At 74.4% G+C, this 16,307-nt stretch carries 18 protein-coding genes; 10 read left to right on the forward strand and 8 right to left on the reverse strand.

Annotated elements, in window-relative coordinates; translation table 11 throughout:
* The first annotated feature begins 57 nt into the window (after nt 1-57).
* The 3 genes from CFP66_RS36330 to CFP66_RS36340 all read left to right on the forward strand — a co-directional run bounded on the left by CFP66_RS36330 (nt 58) and on the right by CFP66_RS36340 (nt 2,896).
* Nucleotides 58-1,386, forward strand: coding sequence for a nitrate/nitrite transporter (locus CFP66_RS36330; protein WP_233160006.1), 1,329 nt, complete (start codon nt 58-60; stop codon nt 1,384-1,386).
* Between the two features lie 109 nt (nt 1,387-1,495).
* Nucleotides 1,496-2,455 (forward strand): ATP-binding protein, encoded by a 960-nt coding sequence (locus tag CFP66_RS36335; RefSeq protein ID WP_094929881.1) that lies wholly within the window; start codon nt 1,496-1,498, stop codon nt 2,453-2,455.
* Between the two features lie 45 nt (nt 2,456-2,500).
* Nucleotides 2,501-2,896: an SCO5389 family protein gene (locus tag CFP66_RS36340; RefSeq protein ID WP_094929882.1), complete on the forward strand. Its 396-nt coding sequence runs from the start codon at nt 2,501-2,503 to the stop codon at nt 2,894-2,896.
* Nucleotides 2,897-2,948: 52 nt separating this feature from the next.
* On the opposite strand, the gene CFP66_RS36345 is transcribed toward CFP66_RS36340, so the two are convergent.
* Nucleotides 2,949-3,626 (reverse strand): PadR family transcriptional regulator, encoded by a 678-nt coding sequence (locus CFP66_RS36345; RefSeq protein WP_094929883.1) that lies wholly within the window; start codon nt 3,624-3,626, stop codon nt 2,949-2,951.
* A gap of 208 nt (nt 3,627-3,834) precedes the next feature.
* Here CFP66_RS36345 and CFP66_RS48710 point away from each other — a divergent pair, with 208 nt between their 5' ends.
* Nucleotides 3,835-4,005, forward strand: coding sequence for a hypothetical protein (locus CFP66_RS48710; protein WP_198961901.1), 171 nt, complete (start codon nt 3,835-3,837; stop codon nt 4,003-4,005).
* Nucleotides 4,006-4,012: 7 nt separating this feature from the next.
* Here the strand turns inward: CFP66_RS48710 and CFP66_RS36350 are convergent, their stop codons facing one another.
* On the reverse strand, nt 4,013-4,492 hold the full coding sequence (locus tag CFP66_RS36350; protein ID WP_094929884.1) for a hypothetical protein: 480 nt from the start codon (nt 4,490-4,492) through the stop codon (nt 4,013-4,015).
* Nucleotides 4,493-4,771: 279 nt separating this feature from the next.
* Between CFP66_RS36350 and CFP66_RS36355 the strand changes: the two genes are divergently transcribed.
* The 3 genes from CFP66_RS36355 (at nt 4,772) to CFP66_RS36365 (ending at nt 6,511) form a co-directional block, all read left to right on the forward strand.
* Nucleotides 4,772-5,020 carry a YkvA family protein gene (locus CFP66_RS36355; protein WP_233160007.1) on the forward strand — a complete coding sequence of 83 codons (249 nt, stop codon included), beginning with the start codon at nt 4,772-4,774 and terminating at the stop codon, nt 5,018-5,020.
* Nucleotides 5,021-5,069: 49 nt separating this feature from the next.
* Nucleotides 5,070-5,453, forward strand: coding sequence for a tautomerase family protein (locus CFP66_RS36360; RefSeq protein ID WP_094929940.1), 384 nt, complete (start codon nt 5,070-5,072; stop codon nt 5,451-5,453).
* A 116-nt stretch (nt 5,454-5,569) separates the two neighbouring features.
* Nucleotides 5,570-6,511 carry an NADP-dependent oxidoreductase gene (locus tag CFP66_RS36365; RefSeq protein ID WP_094929885.1) on the forward strand — a complete coding sequence of 314 codons (942 nt, stop codon included), beginning with the start codon at nt 5,570-5,572 and terminating at the stop codon, nt 6,509-6,511.
* A 9-nt stretch (nt 6,512-6,520) separates the two neighbouring features.
* Here the strand turns inward: CFP66_RS36365 and CFP66_RS36370 are convergent, their stop codons facing one another.
* On the reverse strand, nt 6,521-7,846 hold the full coding sequence (locus CFP66_RS36370) for an ATP-binding protein (protein ID WP_198961902.1): 1,326 nt from the start codon (nt 7,844-7,846) through the stop codon (nt 6,521-6,523).
* On the reverse strand, nt 7,843-8,517 hold the full coding sequence (locus CFP66_RS36375; protein ID WP_094929886.1) for a response regulator transcription factor: 675 nt from the start codon (nt 8,515-8,517) through the stop codon (nt 7,843-7,845). Before CFP66_RS36375 ends, CFP66_RS36370 begins: the two co-directional genes overlap by 4 nt.
* Before the next feature lie 117 nt (nt 8,518-8,634).
* Here CFP66_RS36375 and CFP66_RS36380 point away from each other — a divergent pair, with 117 nt between their 5' ends.
* A complete protein-coding gene (locus CFP66_RS36380; protein ID WP_143517474.1) occupies nt 8,635-8,976 on the forward strand; it encodes a hypothetical protein in 342 nt (113 codons plus the stop codon).
* 55 nt (nt 8,977-9,031) lie between these two features.
* Here the strand turns inward: CFP66_RS36380 and CFP66_RS36385 are convergent, their stop codons facing one another.
* The gene (locus CFP66_RS36385) at nt 9,032-10,225 is read right to left on the reverse strand and encodes a hypothetical protein (RefSeq protein ID WP_094929888.1); all 1,194 of its coding nucleotides are present in this window, start codon (nt 10,223-10,225) and stop codon (nt 9,032-9,034) included.
* Between the two features lie 519 nt (nt 10,226-10,744).
* On the opposite strand from CFP66_RS36385, the gene CFP66_RS36390 reads away from it, so the two are divergent.
* On the forward strand, nt 10,745-11,635 hold the full coding sequence (locus CFP66_RS36390; RefSeq protein ID WP_233160009.1) for a M23 family metallopeptidase: 891 nt from the start codon (nt 10,745-10,747) through the stop codon (nt 11,633-11,635).
* Between the two features lie 17 nt (nt 11,636-11,652).
* On the opposite strand, the gene sthA is transcribed toward CFP66_RS36390, so the two are convergent.
* Nucleotides 11,653-13,068 carry a Si-specific NAD(P)(+) transhydrogenase gene (gene sthA / locus CFP66_RS36395; protein ID WP_094929889.1) on the reverse strand — a complete coding sequence of 472 codons (1,416 nt, stop codon included), beginning with the start codon at nt 13,066-13,068 and terminating at the stop codon, nt 11,653-11,655.
* A gap of 249 nt (nt 13,069-13,317) precedes the next feature.
* Here sthA and CFP66_RS36400 point away from each other — a divergent pair, with 249 nt between their 5' ends.
* Nucleotides 13,318-14,454, forward strand: a complete 1,137-nt coding sequence (locus CFP66_RS36400; protein ID WP_094929890.1) for a DUF4192 domain-containing protein — start codon at nt 13,318-13,320, stop codon at nt 14,452-14,454.
* 47 nt (nt 14,455-14,501) lie between these two features.
* On the opposite strand, the gene galE is transcribed toward CFP66_RS36400, so the two are convergent.
* Together galE and CFP66_RS36410 are read right to left on the reverse strand one after the other, a co-directional pair.
* Complete coding sequence (gene galE / locus CFP66_RS36405; protein ID WP_094929891.1) at nt 14,502-15,461, reverse strand: UDP-glucose 4-epimerase GalE; 960 nt, start codon at nt 15,459-15,461, stop codon at nt 14,502-14,504.
* A 114-nt stretch (nt 15,462-15,575) separates the two neighbouring features.
* Nucleotides 15,576-16,298 (reverse strand): metal-dependent transcriptional regulator, encoded by a 723-nt coding sequence (locus tag CFP66_RS36410; protein WP_198961903.1) that lies wholly within the window; start codon nt 16,296-16,298, stop codon nt 15,576-15,578.
* Nucleotides 16,299-16,307 lie beyond the last annotated feature (9 nt).

The following is a 16,307-nucleotide window of genomic DNA, read 5'->3' on the forward strand; positions in this document are numbered from 1 at the left end:
CCCCTGCAACGTGAGTCTGCCCGCACAGCATCCCGTTCCCGCGCCCGGAGGCGCACCATGGGGGCCGAGATGAAGCTGCAGCACCGCCTCTGGGTCGTCTGGTCCGTCGGTCTGGCCGCCTACCTGGTCGGCGTCATGCACCGCACCTCCTTCGGGGTGGCGGGGCTCGACGCGGCGGCGCGGTTCGACGCGGCACCCGCGGCGCTCGCCGGGTTCGTGGTGCTGCAGCTGCTGGTCTACGCCAGCCTGCAGATCCCGGTGGGTGCGCTCCTCGACCGCTTCGGCGCCCGGCGGCTGATCGTCGCCGGCGCGCTGACCATGGCCGCGGGTCAGCTGCTCCTCGCCCTGGCCGGTGGCATTGCCTGGGCGGTCTTCGCGCGCGTGCTGGTCGGCATCGGCGACGCGCTGACGTTCATCAGCGTCCTGTCGGTCGTCACGAGCTGGTTCCCGGCGCGGCGCGTGCCGCTGATGACGCAGCTGACCGGACTCATCGGGCAGCTCGGGCAGGTGCTCTCGGCCCTGCCGCTGGCCGCCGTCCTGCACGGTCCGGGCTGGACCCCGGCCTTCGTCTCCGCGGCGGCGCTCGGCGTGGCCGTCGGGCTCGCGGCACTGGCCGTCGTGCGCAACCGGCCGCCCGGTGCGCCCGCCCCGCCACCGGCTCCCAGCCCGCGGGAGGTGCTCGAGGGCGTCCTCTCCTCGTGGCGGGAGCCGGGCACCCGGCTGGGATTCTGGTCGCACATGGGCACGCAGTTCTCAGGCATGGTGTTCGCGCTGCTCTGGGGAGTGCCCTACCTCGTGGCCGGCCAGGGGCTCTCGACGGGCGCGGCGAGCGCGATGCTGACGCTGCTCGTCGCGGTCGGGCTGGTGGCCGGCCCCCTGTTCGGCGAGTTCACCGCCCGGCACCCGCTGCGCCGCTCCTGGCTCGTGCTCGCGGTGATCGGCGCGACGGCCACGGTGTGGACGGCCGTGCTCCTCGTCCCGCCGCCCGCGCCGCGCTGGCTGCTGGTGCTGCTCGTGGTCGTGCTGGCGCTCGGGGGGCCGGCGTCGATGGTCGGGTTCGACTACGCCCGGACGTTCAACCCGGGGCACCGCCAGGGCACGGCGGTCGGCATCGTCAACGTCGCCGGGTTCCTGGCCTCGCTGGTCGTCTCCCTCGCCGTCGGCGTGCTGCTCGGTGCAGCCGGGGGTCCGGACGACTACACACCGGAGGGGTTCCGCACCGCTTGGGTGGTGCAGTACGCCATCTGGGGTCCGGCGCTGGTCGGCGTCCTGGTCGCCCGCAGACGGGCCCGCCGCAAGATGGCGGCCGAGGGCGTCGTGGTGCCGTCGCTGCGTGCGGTGCTGGCGGCACGCTGCACGGTCCGCGGCACGACGCGCACGCGCTGAGCCACTCCGCCGCCGCCACGTCCTGTCATGGACGGGGTCGCACCCGTCACCCGTGAGTGGCAATGATTATCATCTGCGCGTTCGGATCTCGACGACGGGAGGAGGCGGCGTGCGCATTGCGTTCGTCGGCAAGGGCGGCAGTGGGAAGACGACCTCGGCGGCGCTGTTCAGCCGCTACCTCGCCGAGTTGGGCAGACCTGTTCTGGCGATCGACGCCGACATCAACCAGCACCTCGGCCAGGCGCTCGGCCACGACGGACCGCCGCCGCGCGCGCTCGGCGCCGACCTGCCCTGGCTCAAGGAACACCTGCGCGGCAGCAACCCGCGCATCGCGGGCGCCTCCTCGATGATCAAAACCACGCCCCCCGGCCCCGGTTCCCGGCTGCTCGACCTCGACCCCGAGGGCGAACTGCTCCGGCGCCACTCGGCGGTGGCGGGAGGCGTGCGCCACCTCGTCACCGGTGAGTTCGACGAGGCCGACATCGGCGTCTCGTGCTACCACTCCAAGACCGGCGCCGTGGAGCTCTACCTCAACCACCTCGTCGACGGCCCCGGCGAGTACGTGGTCGTGGACATGACCGCCGGCGCCGACGCCTTCGCGTCCGGCCTGTTCACCCGGTTCGACCTCACCGTGCTGGTCAGCGAGCCGACCCGGCGCGGTGTGGGGGTCTACCAGCAGTACGCCGAACACGCCCGCGGGCACGGCGTGGCGCTGCGGGTGCTGGGCAACAAGGTCACCGACCCCGACGACGTCACCTACCTGCGCGAGCAGGTCGGCGACGCCCTGCTGGGCTGGTTCGGGCAGTCGGCATGGGTCCGGGCCGCCGAACGCGGCGCCGTCGCGCCCGTCGGGGCGCTCGAGCCCGCCAACCTCGCCGTCCTCGAGGCCGTGCTCGCCGCCCTCGACGAGCGGCAGCGCGACTGGGCCGCCTACCACCGCGGCACCGTCGAGTTCCACCTGCGCAACGCTGCCGCCTGGGGCAACCGGGCGGTGGGCGCCGACCTCGCCGCGCAGGTCGACCCCGACTTCGTGCCGGGACCTGGCGCCCTGCCCACCGTCCGTGCGTAACTGATCGAGCACGGTCCGTCAGTAGTTCGACTACCAGGAGGCCCTGTGTCCCTCGACGTCCCCACCCACGTGCTCTCGGCTGCAGAGCGCGGTCAGATCGACGACGCCCAGTTCGTCGCGGTGGTGCGTGACTCCCTGCCGTACGCCTGGCAGGTGGTCAGCGCCGCCGCCGACGACCGCACCGCCCGTCCCGAGGCGCCCTTCGGCGAGCACGAGGTGCCGCCGCCCTCGGAGAAGGAGCGGGGTGAGCTCCTGCGGGCACTCGCGAGCAACGCGATCCGCGGTGCGCTCGAGCGCCACTTCGGCGTGGTGTTCGCCTTCCAGAACTGCCACCGCGTGGCCGCGTTCGCCCCGGCGGACGTGGACGGCGCGGTGTACCGCGAGTTCATCAGCCCGCGCGGGCAGGTCCTGAACCAGAGCCCGGAGCTGCGCGACTGCTGATCGCCCGTGAGTGGATACGGGTGCTGGAGCACTCGTATCCACTCACGAGGTCTCATTCGGCCAGCAGGCGGTAGATCGCCTTGCGGGCGTCGGCGAGCGTGGTCGTCGCGGTCGCGATCTGCTCCGGCGAGCCGGCCGACATCACCTGCGCCGCCGCCGCGTGCAGCTGGCCCAGCTGCTCCCACATCTCGCCCGCGCCCTCGTCCTCGGCCACACGGGCGACCGACGCCCACACGGCGTCCAGCTCCTCGCGGTGCTCCTCGACGTAGCGCGTGCCCTCCTCGGTGAGGTGCACGACCCGGCGGCCGTCGGTCTGCTCGACGCGGACCAGGCCCTCGTCCTCCAGCTGCGACAGCGTGGGGTAGACCGAGCCGGGGCTCGGCCGCCACGCGCCACCGGAGCGCTCCGCGATCTCCTGGATGATCTCGTACCCGTGCCGTGGCTGCTCCGCCACGAGCGCGAGCACCGCCGCACGGATGTCGCCGCGGGACGTGCGGCGCCCGCGCCGCCCGCGCGGGCCGGGGAAGCCGCGCATCCCGGGGCCGAACGGCGGGCCGAAGCCCGGTCCGAACGGGTGCCTGCGGCCGCGGTGCCGGTGCCCGCCGCGCTCGACGTCCTCGTCGTCGACGGGGCCGGCGAACGGCGGCACCGTCGGGGGGAAGGGCCTGCGACCGCGCGGCCCGCGGGGCCCGAAGCGCGGGCCGTCCCAGTGGGTGTTCTCGTCGTTCATCTCGTCTCCTTGATCGTGAGCTACCAACTAGCTCGTGTGCCATCACGATATATCGCGACTGTGCTTGCTGCAAGCGTCCGTTCTGCGCCGGCGGTCACACGCACGCCTCGAAGGGGGTGCGCTCGGCTCCCCGGGGCCGGGTCGTGGGTGCGGCCGGGGGAACTACTCGCGGCTCCCGCTCGTCGGAGGGAAGACGGAGGAGGGGCGGATGGTCCTGAAGATCCTCGGGATCGCGGTGCTGGTGTGGCTCGCGTTCACCGTGCTCGGCGCGATTTTCGAGTTCCTGACCTGGGCACTGGTGATCGGTGCCGTGGTGTTCGTCGGCGCGGCGGCCTACTCGGCGGTCAGGTCCCGGTCGCGTCGGTCGATCGGCGGATAGCCGCCGATCAGCGGCGGGTGGCCGAGCCCGCGGTGCAGGTGCGCTCCACGTAGGTGCGCACCCGCTCGCTCGCGCCCGCGAACTCGGGCGAGTTGAGCCGGGCGATCAGCTGCGGGTCGCGGGTGAGCGCCGCGGCGTCGCCGCCGCTCTCGACCAGGGCGTCGAGCTGCAGGTCGAGCGCCTGCACCGTGCGCTCCACGTCGACGCGGATGTCCTGGGGCGCCGACAACGCCATGTCGGCGCCCGCGCGCCGCACGTTCGCCACTGTGTCGGCGAGCTCGTCGGGCGGCACCTGGCCGCGGGCGACGAGGCCGTTGAGCGGGCGGATCGCTTCCAGGTTGGCCTGGGCCGCGGCGCAGAACGAGCTGCTCGGGGCCGCGGCGGTGCTCCGGCGCGGGTCGGGGGAGTCGGCATCGGCCACGGAGCTGCCGCAACCGGCCAGCACCGCGAGAGCGGCGAGCGCGCAGATGCGCGGGATCGGGCTCATCGCAGTTCTCCTGGAGACGGTCGTGACGCTGCCTGACGACAGTAGCCCGTGCTCCGGTGGGACCCGTTGCAGCGGTCGGGATCGTGACCGATCCGGGCACGACGGGGCCGCGGTCGTCGGTCCGGTCGGAACACGGCGTGCCTCCGGGCCGTTGAACGGTACGTGCCGAAGCCAGGACCACGCCGCATCGCGGCGTTCCGTGCCCTGTGGCAGGCGATCTCGCAGTCGCGCCACCCGGGCGCGCCCGGCATGGGCGATCGCCTCCGCGCGATCCCACGCATGGCGCGCGACGCCCTCTCCGGGCGCTACCCCGAGTTGCCCCGTGGGCGGCTCGGGATGCTCGTGCTCGCGCTGGCGTACCTGGTCTCGCCCGTCGACCTGGTGCCCGAGGCCTTCCTCGCGCTGCTGGGCCTGGCGGACGACGCCGTCGTCGCGCTGTGGCTCGGCGGTGCCCTCCTCGTCGAGACCGACCGGTTCCTCGAGTGGGAGCGCCGGCAGCCCGTGGTGGTGGACGCGCTGCGCGAGTAGCGGATCCGCCGATCTTGTCGGGCGGTGTGCCGCTCCCTACGGTGTGCGCATGCCGGTCCTCGGGGTCCACCTCGTCCAGGGGATGCACACTCCCGCACAGCACGCGGAGCTGCTCGTCGCGATGAGCACCCGGTACGCGGAGGTCACGGGGGTGCCGGTGGAGCGCGTCCGCGCGTACGTCACGCTGCACCGGCCCGAGCTGTGGGCCACCGGCGGCATCCCGGCCGACGGCCGGTCGGCCCCGTACTTCACCGCTGCGGTGTTCACCGATCGTCCGCCGGACGTGCGCCGCAGGCTGCTGGGCGCGCTCACCGACCTGGTCGTCGACGTGCTGGGCGTCGACCGCAGGCTCGTGCACGGCGCGGTCGTGCCCGTGCGGGCCGACGACTGGGTCATCGGCGGGGCCGCCGCGCGCCGGGTCGCTGCGCCGTAGGCCCGTAGCGGAAGCCCGGCGCGGAGGGAATGCCGTTCGTCGCGCAAGGGGCGGGCAGCGGCCTTTCCGGGCCGCGGGGCGCGTCCGGGCGGTGTAGGCATCGCGCCGTGGGAACGATGCGCGTCATCACGCAGCTGTCGACCGGCGGGCCGGAGGTGCTCGAGCTCGGCGAGGCCGAGATCCCCCAACCCCTGCCCACCGAGATCCGGGTCCGCGTCGCGGCCGCCGGGGTGAACCCCGTGGACTGGAAGACGCGGGCGGGCGCAGGGATGGCCGCGGTGCTCGGGCCGCCGCCGTTCACCGTGGGGTGGGACGTCGCAGGCACGGTCGACGCCGTCGGCGCCGGCGTCACGCGCTTCGCCGTGGGCGACGCCGTGTTCGGCATGCCGTGGTTCCCCCGGCAGGCGGGAGGCTACGCCGAGTTCGTCACCGGACCGTCGCGCCACTTCGCCCACCGCCCGGCCGGGCTGTCGGAGGTCGAGGCGGCGGGGTTGCCGCTGGCCGGGCTCACGGCGTGGCAGTGCCTCACCGAGATCGCCGCCGTGCAACCGGGGCAGCGGGTGCTGGTGCACGCCGCCGCCGGTGGCGTGGGGCACCTGGCCGTGCAGATCGCCAAGGCACGCGGCGCGTTCGTCGTCGGCACCGCCTCGGTCGGCAAGCACCACCTCCTGCACGACCTCGGCATCGACGAGGCGGTCGACTACCGCGCGGAGGCGTTCGAGAAGGCGATCGAGCCGGTCGACCTGGTGCTCGACCTCATCGGCGGCGATGTCGCGGTGCGTTCGCTCGACGTCCTGCACCCCGAGGGCCGGCTGCTGTGCCTGCCGTCGGCCGCCGCTGCCGACGCGCTCGCGGCCGCGGCCGAACGCGGTGTCCGGGCCACCGCCATGCTGGTCGAACCCGACGGTGACGGCCTCGAGGCGCTGGCCCGCCTCGTGGAGGACCGGCGGTTGCGGGTGCTCGTGTCCGAGACCTTCCCCCTGGAACGGGCCTCGCACGCCCACCGCGCCGGGGAACTGGGGCGCACGGCCGGCAAGCTGGTGCTGACCACCGGCTGACCGTGGGCGTCAGGAACGGCGCGGCATCGGGATCACCGCGCGCAGCAGCGCACCGGGCGTGGTGTCGGCCACCACCAGCGTGCCTCCGTGGTGCGCGGTGATGTCGCGGGCGATGGGGAGCCCCAGCCCGGATCCACCCGCGTCGCGGGCCCGCGCCTCGTCGAGGCGGGTGAACCGGTCGAAGACCGCGTCGCGGTGCTCGTCCGGGATGCCCGGCCCGTCGTCGCCGATCTCCAGCACGGCGTCCCCGGCCCGCTCCCGCAGGTCGACGACCACGGCGGTGCCGGCGTGCCGCACGGCGTTGTCCACGAGGTTGGCCACGAGGCGCCGCAGCTGCTCACCGCACCCGTGCACGACGATCCCGGGCTCGATCCGCAACTCCACGCGGACGTCGGTGCGCGGCCGGGTGCGCATGGCCTCCTCCGCGGCCACCTGCCCGAGCTCCACCTCCTCGTGCTCGGGCGGCGCGCCCGCGTCCAGCCGGGCGAGCAGCAGCAGGTCCGCGGTGAGGCGTTGGATGCGCTCGACGTCGGTCAGGGCCTCCGCGGTGAGCGGCTGCGGCGGAGCGATCTCCAGGCGGGTGCGCAGCACCGCGAGGGGACTGCGCAGCTCGTGGGCGGCGTCCGCCACGAACCTGCGGTGGCGGCCCACGGCCTGCTCGAGCCGATCGAGGGTCCGGTTCGTCGTCTGCGCGAGCCGGGTGATCTCGTCCCGTGCCCGCGGGACGGGGACCCGGCGGTGCAGGTCGGTGCCGGTGATGTCGGCGAGCTCGCGGCGGATCGCCGACACCGGGGCCAGCGCGCGTCCGACGGCGAGCCAGGTGAGCCCCGCGACCAGCAGGAGCAAGGCGGGGACGCCGGGGAGCAGCACCGAGCGCAGCGTCGCGAGTGCGGCGGCGGCCGGTTGCCGCGACGCCCTCGCCTGCACCACGACGTTCCCGCCCTCGGTGCGCACCGGCAGGGTCGCCACGGTGAACGACTCGGGACGCGCGGTCCCCACCGCCATCGGCGCGGCCGGCACCATCGGGCCGATCGGGGCCGCGTCCGCAGGCGCCGCCGGAGCCGAGCGGACGACGACGTCCGGGGCGAGCCTGCCGATCCACACCGCCTCGCCGAGGACGCGCGTGAAGTGCGGCTCCGCGGTGTCGAGCAGGTCGGCGGCCACCGTGGCGCGCCGCTGCGCCTCGGCGGCCGCGCTCTCCTCGAGGCTGGCGGTCAGCACGCCGACGAGCACGGCGGAGGCGACACCGAGCGCCGCGGCGACGATCGCGGTGGCCGCGAGCGTGGCCCGGAGCCGGACCGACAGGCGTGCCGTCCAGCGCCCGCCCAGCGTCACGACGTGGCCTCCAGCCGGTAGCCCGCGCCGCGGACGGTCACCAACGATGTGCGGCCGAACGGCGCGTCGATCTTGCGACGCAGCGCGCTCACGTAGACCTCGACGATGTTCGGGTCGCCGTCGTAGGCGAAATCCCATGCCTGCGCGAGCAGCTCGCGCTTGGACACGACCTGGCCGGGACGGCGGGCGAGGCCGTGCAGCACGGCGAACTCCTTCGGCGTCAGGGTGATGTCCACGTCGCCGCGCCGGCAGCGCAGCCCGGCCGGGTCCAGGCACAGGTCACCGACCGTGATCGACACCGGTCGGGACGTGCCGCCGCGGCGCACCAGCGCGCGCAGGCGGGCAAGGAGCACCACGTAGGAGAAGGGTTTGGACAGGTAGTCGTCGGCGCCGGTGTCGAGCGCCTCGGCCTCGTCGTGCACGCCGTCCTTGGCGGTGAGCATCAGGATGGGCGTCCAGTTCTGCGCCGCTCGCAGCGCCGCGCAGAGGGCGTAGCCGTTCAGTCGGGGCAGCATCACGTCGAGCACGATCACGTCGTAGGTGTTCTCGGTGGCCAGCCACAGGCCGTCCCTCCCGTCGTGCGCGACGTCCACGGCGAACCCCTCACCCGCGAGTCCGCCCGTGAGCACGTCGGTCAGCCGTCGCTCGTCCTCCACCAGCAGCATCCGCACGGCGAGCAGTCTCGCGCGCAGGCCTGAGGTGAACCTGAAGACGCGTTCGGGCTCCTTCAGCCCCGGTTCAGCCCGGCCTCGGCAGGCTCCACTCGTTCCCGACGAATGGAGGAGATCATGCGGATTGCGGGTATCGGAGCCGCCGTGCTGGTGGCGGCGGCCCTGTCGGTCACGCTGACGGGCGTGGCGAGTGCGGGGGAGCCCGACGGCGACCGCGACGGCGAGCGCGCCGACGTCGTCATCGTGCGCTGCGAGGACGGCGAGATCGTGCGCCGCGAGCCCACCGACGAGGAACGGGAGCGGATTCGGGCGCTGCCCACCGAACCCGGGCGGGTCCTCGGTGGGGAGCAAGCCGAACGCGGTGGGTGGGTCGAGGGGGTCCCGCAGCGAGGGGTGCACGTCGTGCCCGCGCAGCCGGCGGAGCCGGGGGCCGAGTGCGGCGCGGCCGCGCGGCCCTGATCGCGCGGCCCTGACCGCGGACGTGCGGTGCCCGTCGGGGGCGGGCACCGCACGGTCAGGCGCGGCGGCGGGCCTGCGCCACCACCTCCCGCACCCGCTCGCGGATGCCCCGCAGCTCGGTGAGGTAGAGCCAGTAGTCGGGATGCACGCCGGTCAACCGGTCCTGGGCGTTGTCCAGGCGCACCGACTGGGCGTCGAGGACGGGACCGAACTCGTCGACGAGGCCGCGGTCCACGACCAGGCGTTGCGCGTCGCGCAGCACGAAGCGGGTGTCGGCGGCGTGCCGCGAGGGGTCGGCACGCACGTCGCGCAGCGAGGCGAGCCGGTCCGTGACCGCCTCGTGGCGGTCCTCGGCGCGGGAGAGGGCGGAACGTGCGGCGGTGACCGCGTCCGCCGCGGCGTCCCAGTCCCCGTGGTCGGCGTGGCGCCGCGCATCGGCCAGCGTGCCCTCCGCGGCCGCGATGGCCTCACGGGCCGCGGCCTCGGCGCCGGTCAGGTCGCGCGAACAGGGTTCGGAGAACTCGCGCCTCAGGGCCGACATCGCGGGTTCGATCCGCTCGGCCTTCGTCGTGGCGGCCGCGCGGCGCGTCGCGATGCTGCTCAGGGCCGACCGCACCTGCGCGGCGGTCTGCGGGGCCTCGGCGGCGAGCGACGCGGCCGAGCGGGCGAGGTCGAGGGTGCGCTGCGCCGCGCTGCGACGCTCTTGCAACCCCGCTCCGGCGGCCTCGAGACCGGCTGCGCTCCGCTCGGCCTCGGCGAGGCGGTCCTCGGCCCGCCGGGACCGGACCCCGGACGAGGTGGCGTCCTGGACGGCGGCGCGGGCGGAGACGAGGGCGGTACGGGCGTCCTGCACGGTGCGCGGAAGCGTCGTGAGGGCGTACGCGGCCGCGTCGAGGGTGCGCGAGTGCGCCGCTCGGAACCGCCGGATCGCCTCCCGGGCCCGCTCGATCTCGCGCAGGGCCTTCTCATCGGCCTCGCGGGCGCCGCGGACCGGCGCGCTCCCGTCGAGGGGGTGCTCCTGCGTGGCGGTCAGGTAGGCGTTCGTGGCGCTGTCCCCGGCGGCGGCGACCTCGGCCCACTCGCGGGCGAGCCGGCGGTCGCCGCTGCCCAGCTCGGTGGCCGCGTGCACTGCGTCGGCAACGGCGCGCTGCTCGTCGTCGAGGGCGAGGAACCCCTGCGTGGCCGCGTTGCGCGCGGCCTGGACGCGCTCGTCGGGGAGCTCGCCTCCACGGTCGGACCTGCGGAACACCTCGCTCCCCTCGTGCGCCGGCGCACCAACCGTACCCGGACCGGCCCTCGGTGAGCAGGGCCTGTCGGCGGCCCTGTGATCGCGCCCGTCGGGCTCTTGACGGGTGGCGCGTCGTCCGATCCTGATCACCACCGCAGGTCCGCCCGCCGCAGCCGCTGCGACGATCGACGGTTGCGGATGCTCCGTTCGCCGGTACCGCCCGCGTGGTTGCCCGTCCGATCGGCACGCCGGGCGTGCATCGGCGGGGGACAGGACGTGGACGTGCGGTGAACGGCGAGCCGCCCACCGGCGTGTCGGCAGGTGGGGGTGCATCCTGCCGCTCGTCGCGCCGCCCGGTCCGGCGGCCTCAGCCCGGACGCGGGAGGGCTTGCCCACCGTCCACCAGTGGCTAGCGTTGCCCTCGGATCGATAACGACCCGGTCACAGACCGGACACGGACCGAACGCCCCCCGACGGTCCGCCCGCACCCCCCGAGCGGGACGTCCGGCCGGGTCGGTAGGAGATCCGGAAGGAAAGGTCGTGGCTCGGCACCGCTCCCCCCAGGGCCGGCGCGCGCACCTCGGGCCCCCGCTGTCCGCCGCCATGGCGGCAGCGGGGGTCGGTGGCGCCCACCGGTCGATCTCTGTCCCGCAGCTCTCCTCATCGCTCCCGGCCCGGTTCGTGGCCACCGTCGTCACCGGCGGTGCGCTCGCGGCCACGGCCCAGCACGCACTCGCGGAGACCCTCCCCGCTGCCGCGGACACCGCGGCGCTGCGGGTCGCCGTCGAGGAGATGATCGGTCCGCGTGCGCCCGCCGACGTGGCCGACGTCGTCATCGCACCCGCCGTCGCGCCAGTGGCGCCCGAGGTCGTCGCTTCGGCCGATCTCCCCCTGGCGGACGCGGCGTCACTCGTGAAGGCGGCCGACCTGCAGCGCGCCGCCGCCGAGGCCGCCGCCGCGGCGGCCGCGGAGGCCGCGCGCGCCGCCGAGCAGGCCCGCCTCGCCGAGGAGGCCCGCGTGGCCGAGCAGGCGAAGGCCACCGCCGGTGGCGCCGTCCAGATGGTCACCGGCCGCGTCACCTCCGGGTTCGGGTCCCGCTGGGGCCGCGCGCACCAGGGTCTGGACATCGCCGCCCCGATCGGCACTCCCATCCACGTCCCGCTCGCCGGCACGGTGATCGACTCCGGCCCCGCCTCCGGGTTCGGCCAGTGGGTGCGCGTGCGGCACGCCGACGGCATGGTCACCGTCTACGGCCACATCAACCGCTCCCACGTCAAGAAGGGGCAGGAGGTGGCCGCCGGCGAGGTGATCGCCGAGGTGGGCAACCGCGGCCGCTCCACCGGCCCGCACCTGCACATCGAGGTCCACACGGCGAGCGGCAAGAAGATCAACCCGCGCCCGTGGCTGGATGAGCACGGGGTGCGCTTCTAGCGTGCGGGCCGGCCGGGTCAGGTCGAGCCGTTGTCGAACGCCTCGAGTGCGCGGATCTTGTTCGTCGCGTCGAGCGCCGCCACCTTGTACGCCTCGGACAACGTCGGGTAGTTGAGGACGGTGTCGACCAGGTAGTCCACGGTGCCCCCGCAGCCCATGATCGCCTGCCCGATGTGCACGAGGTCGGTGGCGCCGGTGCCGAAGACGTGCACGCCCAGCAGCGTGCGGTCATCGGTGGAGACCAGGAGCTTGAGCATCCCGTAGGAGTCGCCGACGATCGCGCCGCGGGCGAGCTCCCGGTAGCGCGACATCCCCACCTCGTAGGGCACGGCCGCCGACGTCAGCTCGGCCTCGGTGCGGCCGCAGTAGGAGATCTCCGGCACCGTGTAGATGCCGATGGGCTGCAGCTCCTGAAGCTCGCGGGCCGGCTCGCCGAACGCGTGGTAGGCCGCGAGCCTGCCCTGGTCCATGCTGGTGGCCGCGAGCGCGGGGAAGCCGATCACGTCGCCGACGGCGAAGATGTGCGGCACCTCGGTGCGGTACTGCTTGTCCACGGTGATGCGGCCCCGCTTGTCGGCGGCGAGCCCCGCCTTCTCCAGGTGCAGCTCCTCGGTCACACCCTGACGGCCCGCCGAGTACATCACCATGTCCGCGGCGATCCGCTTGCCGCTGGCCAGGCTCGTGACGGTGCCCTTCGGGGTGACCTCGACCCGGCCGACCTCCTCCCCGAACCGGAAGGTGACGGACTGGTCGCGCAGGTGGAACTTGAGCGACTCGATCACTTCCGGATCGCAGAAGTCCAGCATCTGCGGGCGCTTCTCGACCACGGTGACGCGCGTGCCGAGCGCCGCGAACATGGACGCGTACTCGATGCCGATCACACCCGCGCCGACCACCACCATCGAGCCGGGCACGCGCTGCATCTGCAGCACGGCGTCGGAGTCGAGCACCCGCTCGTCGTCGAACTCGACCTCCGGGGGCCGGGCCGGTTTCGTCCCGGTGGCGATCACGATGTGCTCGGCGGTGACCGTGTTGTGGTCGCCGCGCGCGTCGCCCTCGACGGTGACGGTGTGCTCGTCCTCGAAGCGGGCCGTCCCCCCGAGGAGGTCGACGTGGTTGCGCAACAGCTGGTTGCGGATCACCTCCACCTCCCGGCCGACGACGTGCTGCGTGCGTGCCAGCAGGTCGGCGATGGTGATCTCGCTCTTCACGCGGTAGCTCGCGCCGTACATGTCCCGCTGCGCGAACCCGGTGAGGTAGAGCACCGCCTCCCGCAGCGTCTTCGACGGGATCGTGCCGGTGTTGACGCAGACTCCGCCCATCATGTCGCGTCGCTCCGCGACGCAGACGCGCTTGCCCAGCTTCGCGGCCGCGATCGCCGCCTTCTGGCCCCCCGGGCCGGACCCGATCACGAGCAGGTCGTAGTCGTACACGCGACGGTCCTCCCCACATCGACGGGCGACCGGACAGCCACCCGCGCACCGCGCACAAGCGTCGCGGCAGGCACGCCGCGCGGCAAGCGCGGGAGGTTAACACTCGCCGACGACATCTCGCTCCGTCCTCGCGTCCCGAGGTGCAGCCTCGTCCACCTCGGCCCGATTCCGGCCCGTTCCGCCGGCCCCGTCCACAGCCGAACGGCGGAACGGGCGCGCCGCCCGTGCTCCGCGGTCCACCCTCGCCACATGACCCGTTCCCGCCGCTCCCGCTCCTCCTCGCCCGCGCCGGACGACCAGCCCGTCGTCCGCGTCTGTGACCAGGGTGAGCTGGTCGCGGCCATTCCCGCGATGCTCGGCTTCCACCCGCGCCACTCGCTGGTCCTGATGGCCACCGGGGGCAGCTCGGGGCGCAGGCTCGGCCTCACACTGCGGATCGATCTGCCGCCGCCCGAGATCCCGGCGTACGCGGAGCACGCCGAGGTCGTCGCGGTGTCCGCCGCCCGCGGCCTGCTCCTGGACGACCCCGTGGGCGCCGTCGCCGTCGTGCTCGCGCCCGGCACCGGGGATCCGTCGTGCCTGCCGCACCGGAGGCTCGCCGGTCTCGTCGCGCAGGCACTGGCAGAACACGATGTCGACGTGCACACGCTGCTGTGGGCCGAGAGCACCACGGGCGGCGCGCACTGGGCTTGTTACGACGCGTGCGCCTGCCGGGGTCTGGTCCCGGATCCCGCGGTCACCGAGTTCGTGGTCGCCACGGTGGCGGAGGGCGGAGTCGTGCACGCCGATCGCGACGCGCTCGAGCGTCTGGTCGCACCCACCGATCCCGCCGCGCTCCGGCGCCGCGAGGAGCTGCTGATCCGGGGTGACGAGGGCGGGGGCACCACCGGTGCGGCGGACGGGGGTGGCCTCGCCGTCGAGGTGACTTCCGGCGAGGCCGCGCTCGAGGCCGCTGTCGCCGACGCCGCCGCCGGCAGGCTCGCCCTGCCCGACTCGCGGGTCGTGGAGTTGGCCACCGCTCTCGCGATCCCCGCCGTGCAGCAGACCGCGCTGCAGTGGAGCGCGGGCGCCCGGGCAGCGGCCACCGAGCAGCTGTGGGCGGCGTTGACGCGCGAGACGCCCGCCCCGCAGGCGGCGGTTCCGGCCGTGCTCCTGGCGGTCTCGGCGCTGCTGCGCGGTGATGGAGCGCTGGCCAACATCGCACTCGAGCGTGCCGAGCACGCGTGGCCGGGTCACCTGCTCTCGGGCGTGGTCCGGTCGGCAGCCGAGGCCGGGCTACGGCCGTCGGACGTGCGGGAGTGGCTGCGTGCCGGCCTGGCGCCCGAGCGCGTGCAACCGGTAGGGGCACCGCGATCGGGACGGCGCGCCCGGCGGCGGCCGGCGTGAGCATCCCGCGGCCCCGCGTTGTGGCCGAGCAGGCGCGGGCGGTCCGGTCAGCGCGTCCGGCTCCGCGCGAACTGCCAGGCGTCGCCCACGATCGTGGCGAGGTCGGTGCGTCGCGGGCGCCAACCCAGCTCGGCCTGCGCGGCCTCGCTCGAGGCGATCAACACCGCCGGGTCGCCGGCGCGGCGCGGCGCGGAGTGGGCGGGGATCGGGTGCCCGGTCACCTCCCGGCAGGCCTCCACCACCTGGCGCACCGAGAAGCCGGTGCCGGAGCCGAGGTTGTAGATGGCGTGCCGGCCGGCGCGGGCGTGTTCGAGAGCCAGCAGGTGGGCGTCGGCGAGGTCGTCCACGTGGATGTAGTCGCGCACGCAGGTGCCGTCCGCGGTGGGCCAGTCCTCGCCGTACACCTGCACCGCGTCCCTCGTCCCCGAGGCCACCTGCAGCACGAGCGGGATGAGGTGGGTCTCCACTGCGTGCCGCTCGCCGAACCGGCCGTGGGCGCCCGCCACGTTGAAGTACCGCAGGCTCACCGCGGCGAGGCCGTGCGCCGCGGAGTAGGAGCTGATCGCGTGGTCGATGGCGAGCTTGCTCGCCCCGTAGGGGTTGGTGGGGCGGGTGGGGGCGTCCTCGCGGATCGGCACCTGGTCGGGCTCGCCGTAGGTGGCGGCGGTCGAGGAGAACACCAGGCGCGGGGTGGCGTGCCGGCGTACGGCCTCGAGCAGCCGCAACGTCGTCACGACGTTGCCGTCCCAGTAGAGCTCCGGGTGCTGCACCGACTCACCGACGAGCGACTTGGCGGCGAAGTGCAGCACTCCGTCGAATCCCTCGGCGAGCACGTCGTCGGCGGCGTCGGCGAGGTCGGCCTCCACGAAGCGGACGTCGTCGGGCACCGCGTCCTTGTGCCCCGTGGAGAGGTCGTCCAGCACGGTCACGTCGTTGCCCGCGTCCACCAGGTGTGCGGCGCACACGCTGCCGACGTAGCCGGCCCCACCGGTCACGAGCAGCTTCACTGCAGACCTCCTCGAGGAAAGGCGCGCGGCGACCGGTCCCCGCACGTCGGCGCGGCCCACCGTCTCACGCCGCGCCTCCCCATCCGGAGAGGGGGAGGCGCGGTCGCGGTGGAATCAGCGGGCGCGCACCAGCACAGCGTGCGCGATCAGCGGCGCCACCGAGGAGGCGCCGCCGTTGCAGGCCACCGGCACGGCGTCACCGAAGCGGGAGATGGAGTCCACCTCCACGTCGTGGCCCGGGACGATGCCGGCGTCCTTGAGCTCGGCCATCAGCTCGGCGTCCATCTGCACGTGCTCGGCGATGCGACGCACCTCTACCCGGCCGCCGCCGCGGCGCGCGAACTCGTCCAGCCGCTGCAGCCCGACCTCCAGCACCGGCGGCACCGAGCTCGACGGCGCCGTGGCCGGATCCTGGGTGGTCGCGAGCTCCTCCAGACCCGGGATCGGATTGCCGTACGGCGACGTCGTCGGGTTGTCGAGCAGGCGCACGAGCTTGCGCTCCACGGCCTCGCTCATCACGTGCTCCCAGCGGCAGGCCTCGGCGTGCACGAACTCCCACTCGAGCCCGATCACGTCGATGAGCAGGCGCTCGGCGAGACGGTGCTTGCGCATCACCGACACGGCGCGGGACCGGCCGGTGGGGGTGAGCTCCAGGTGGCGGTCGCCTGCCACCACCACGAGCCCGTCGCGTTCCATGCGGGCCACGGTCTGGCTCACGGTGGGCCCGCTCTGGCCGAGGCGCTCCGCGATCCGGGCGCGCAGCGGGACGACGCCCTCCTCCTCCAACTCGTAGATCGTACGGAGGTACATTTCCGTGGTATCGATGAGCTCGTTCACGCCCCCAGC

Source organism: Pseudonocardia sp. MH-G8, from assembly GCF_002262885.1.
In the GTDB taxonomy this organism is placed as follows: Bacteria; Actinomycetota; Actinomycetes; order Mycobacteriales; family Pseudonocardiaceae; genus Pseudonocardia.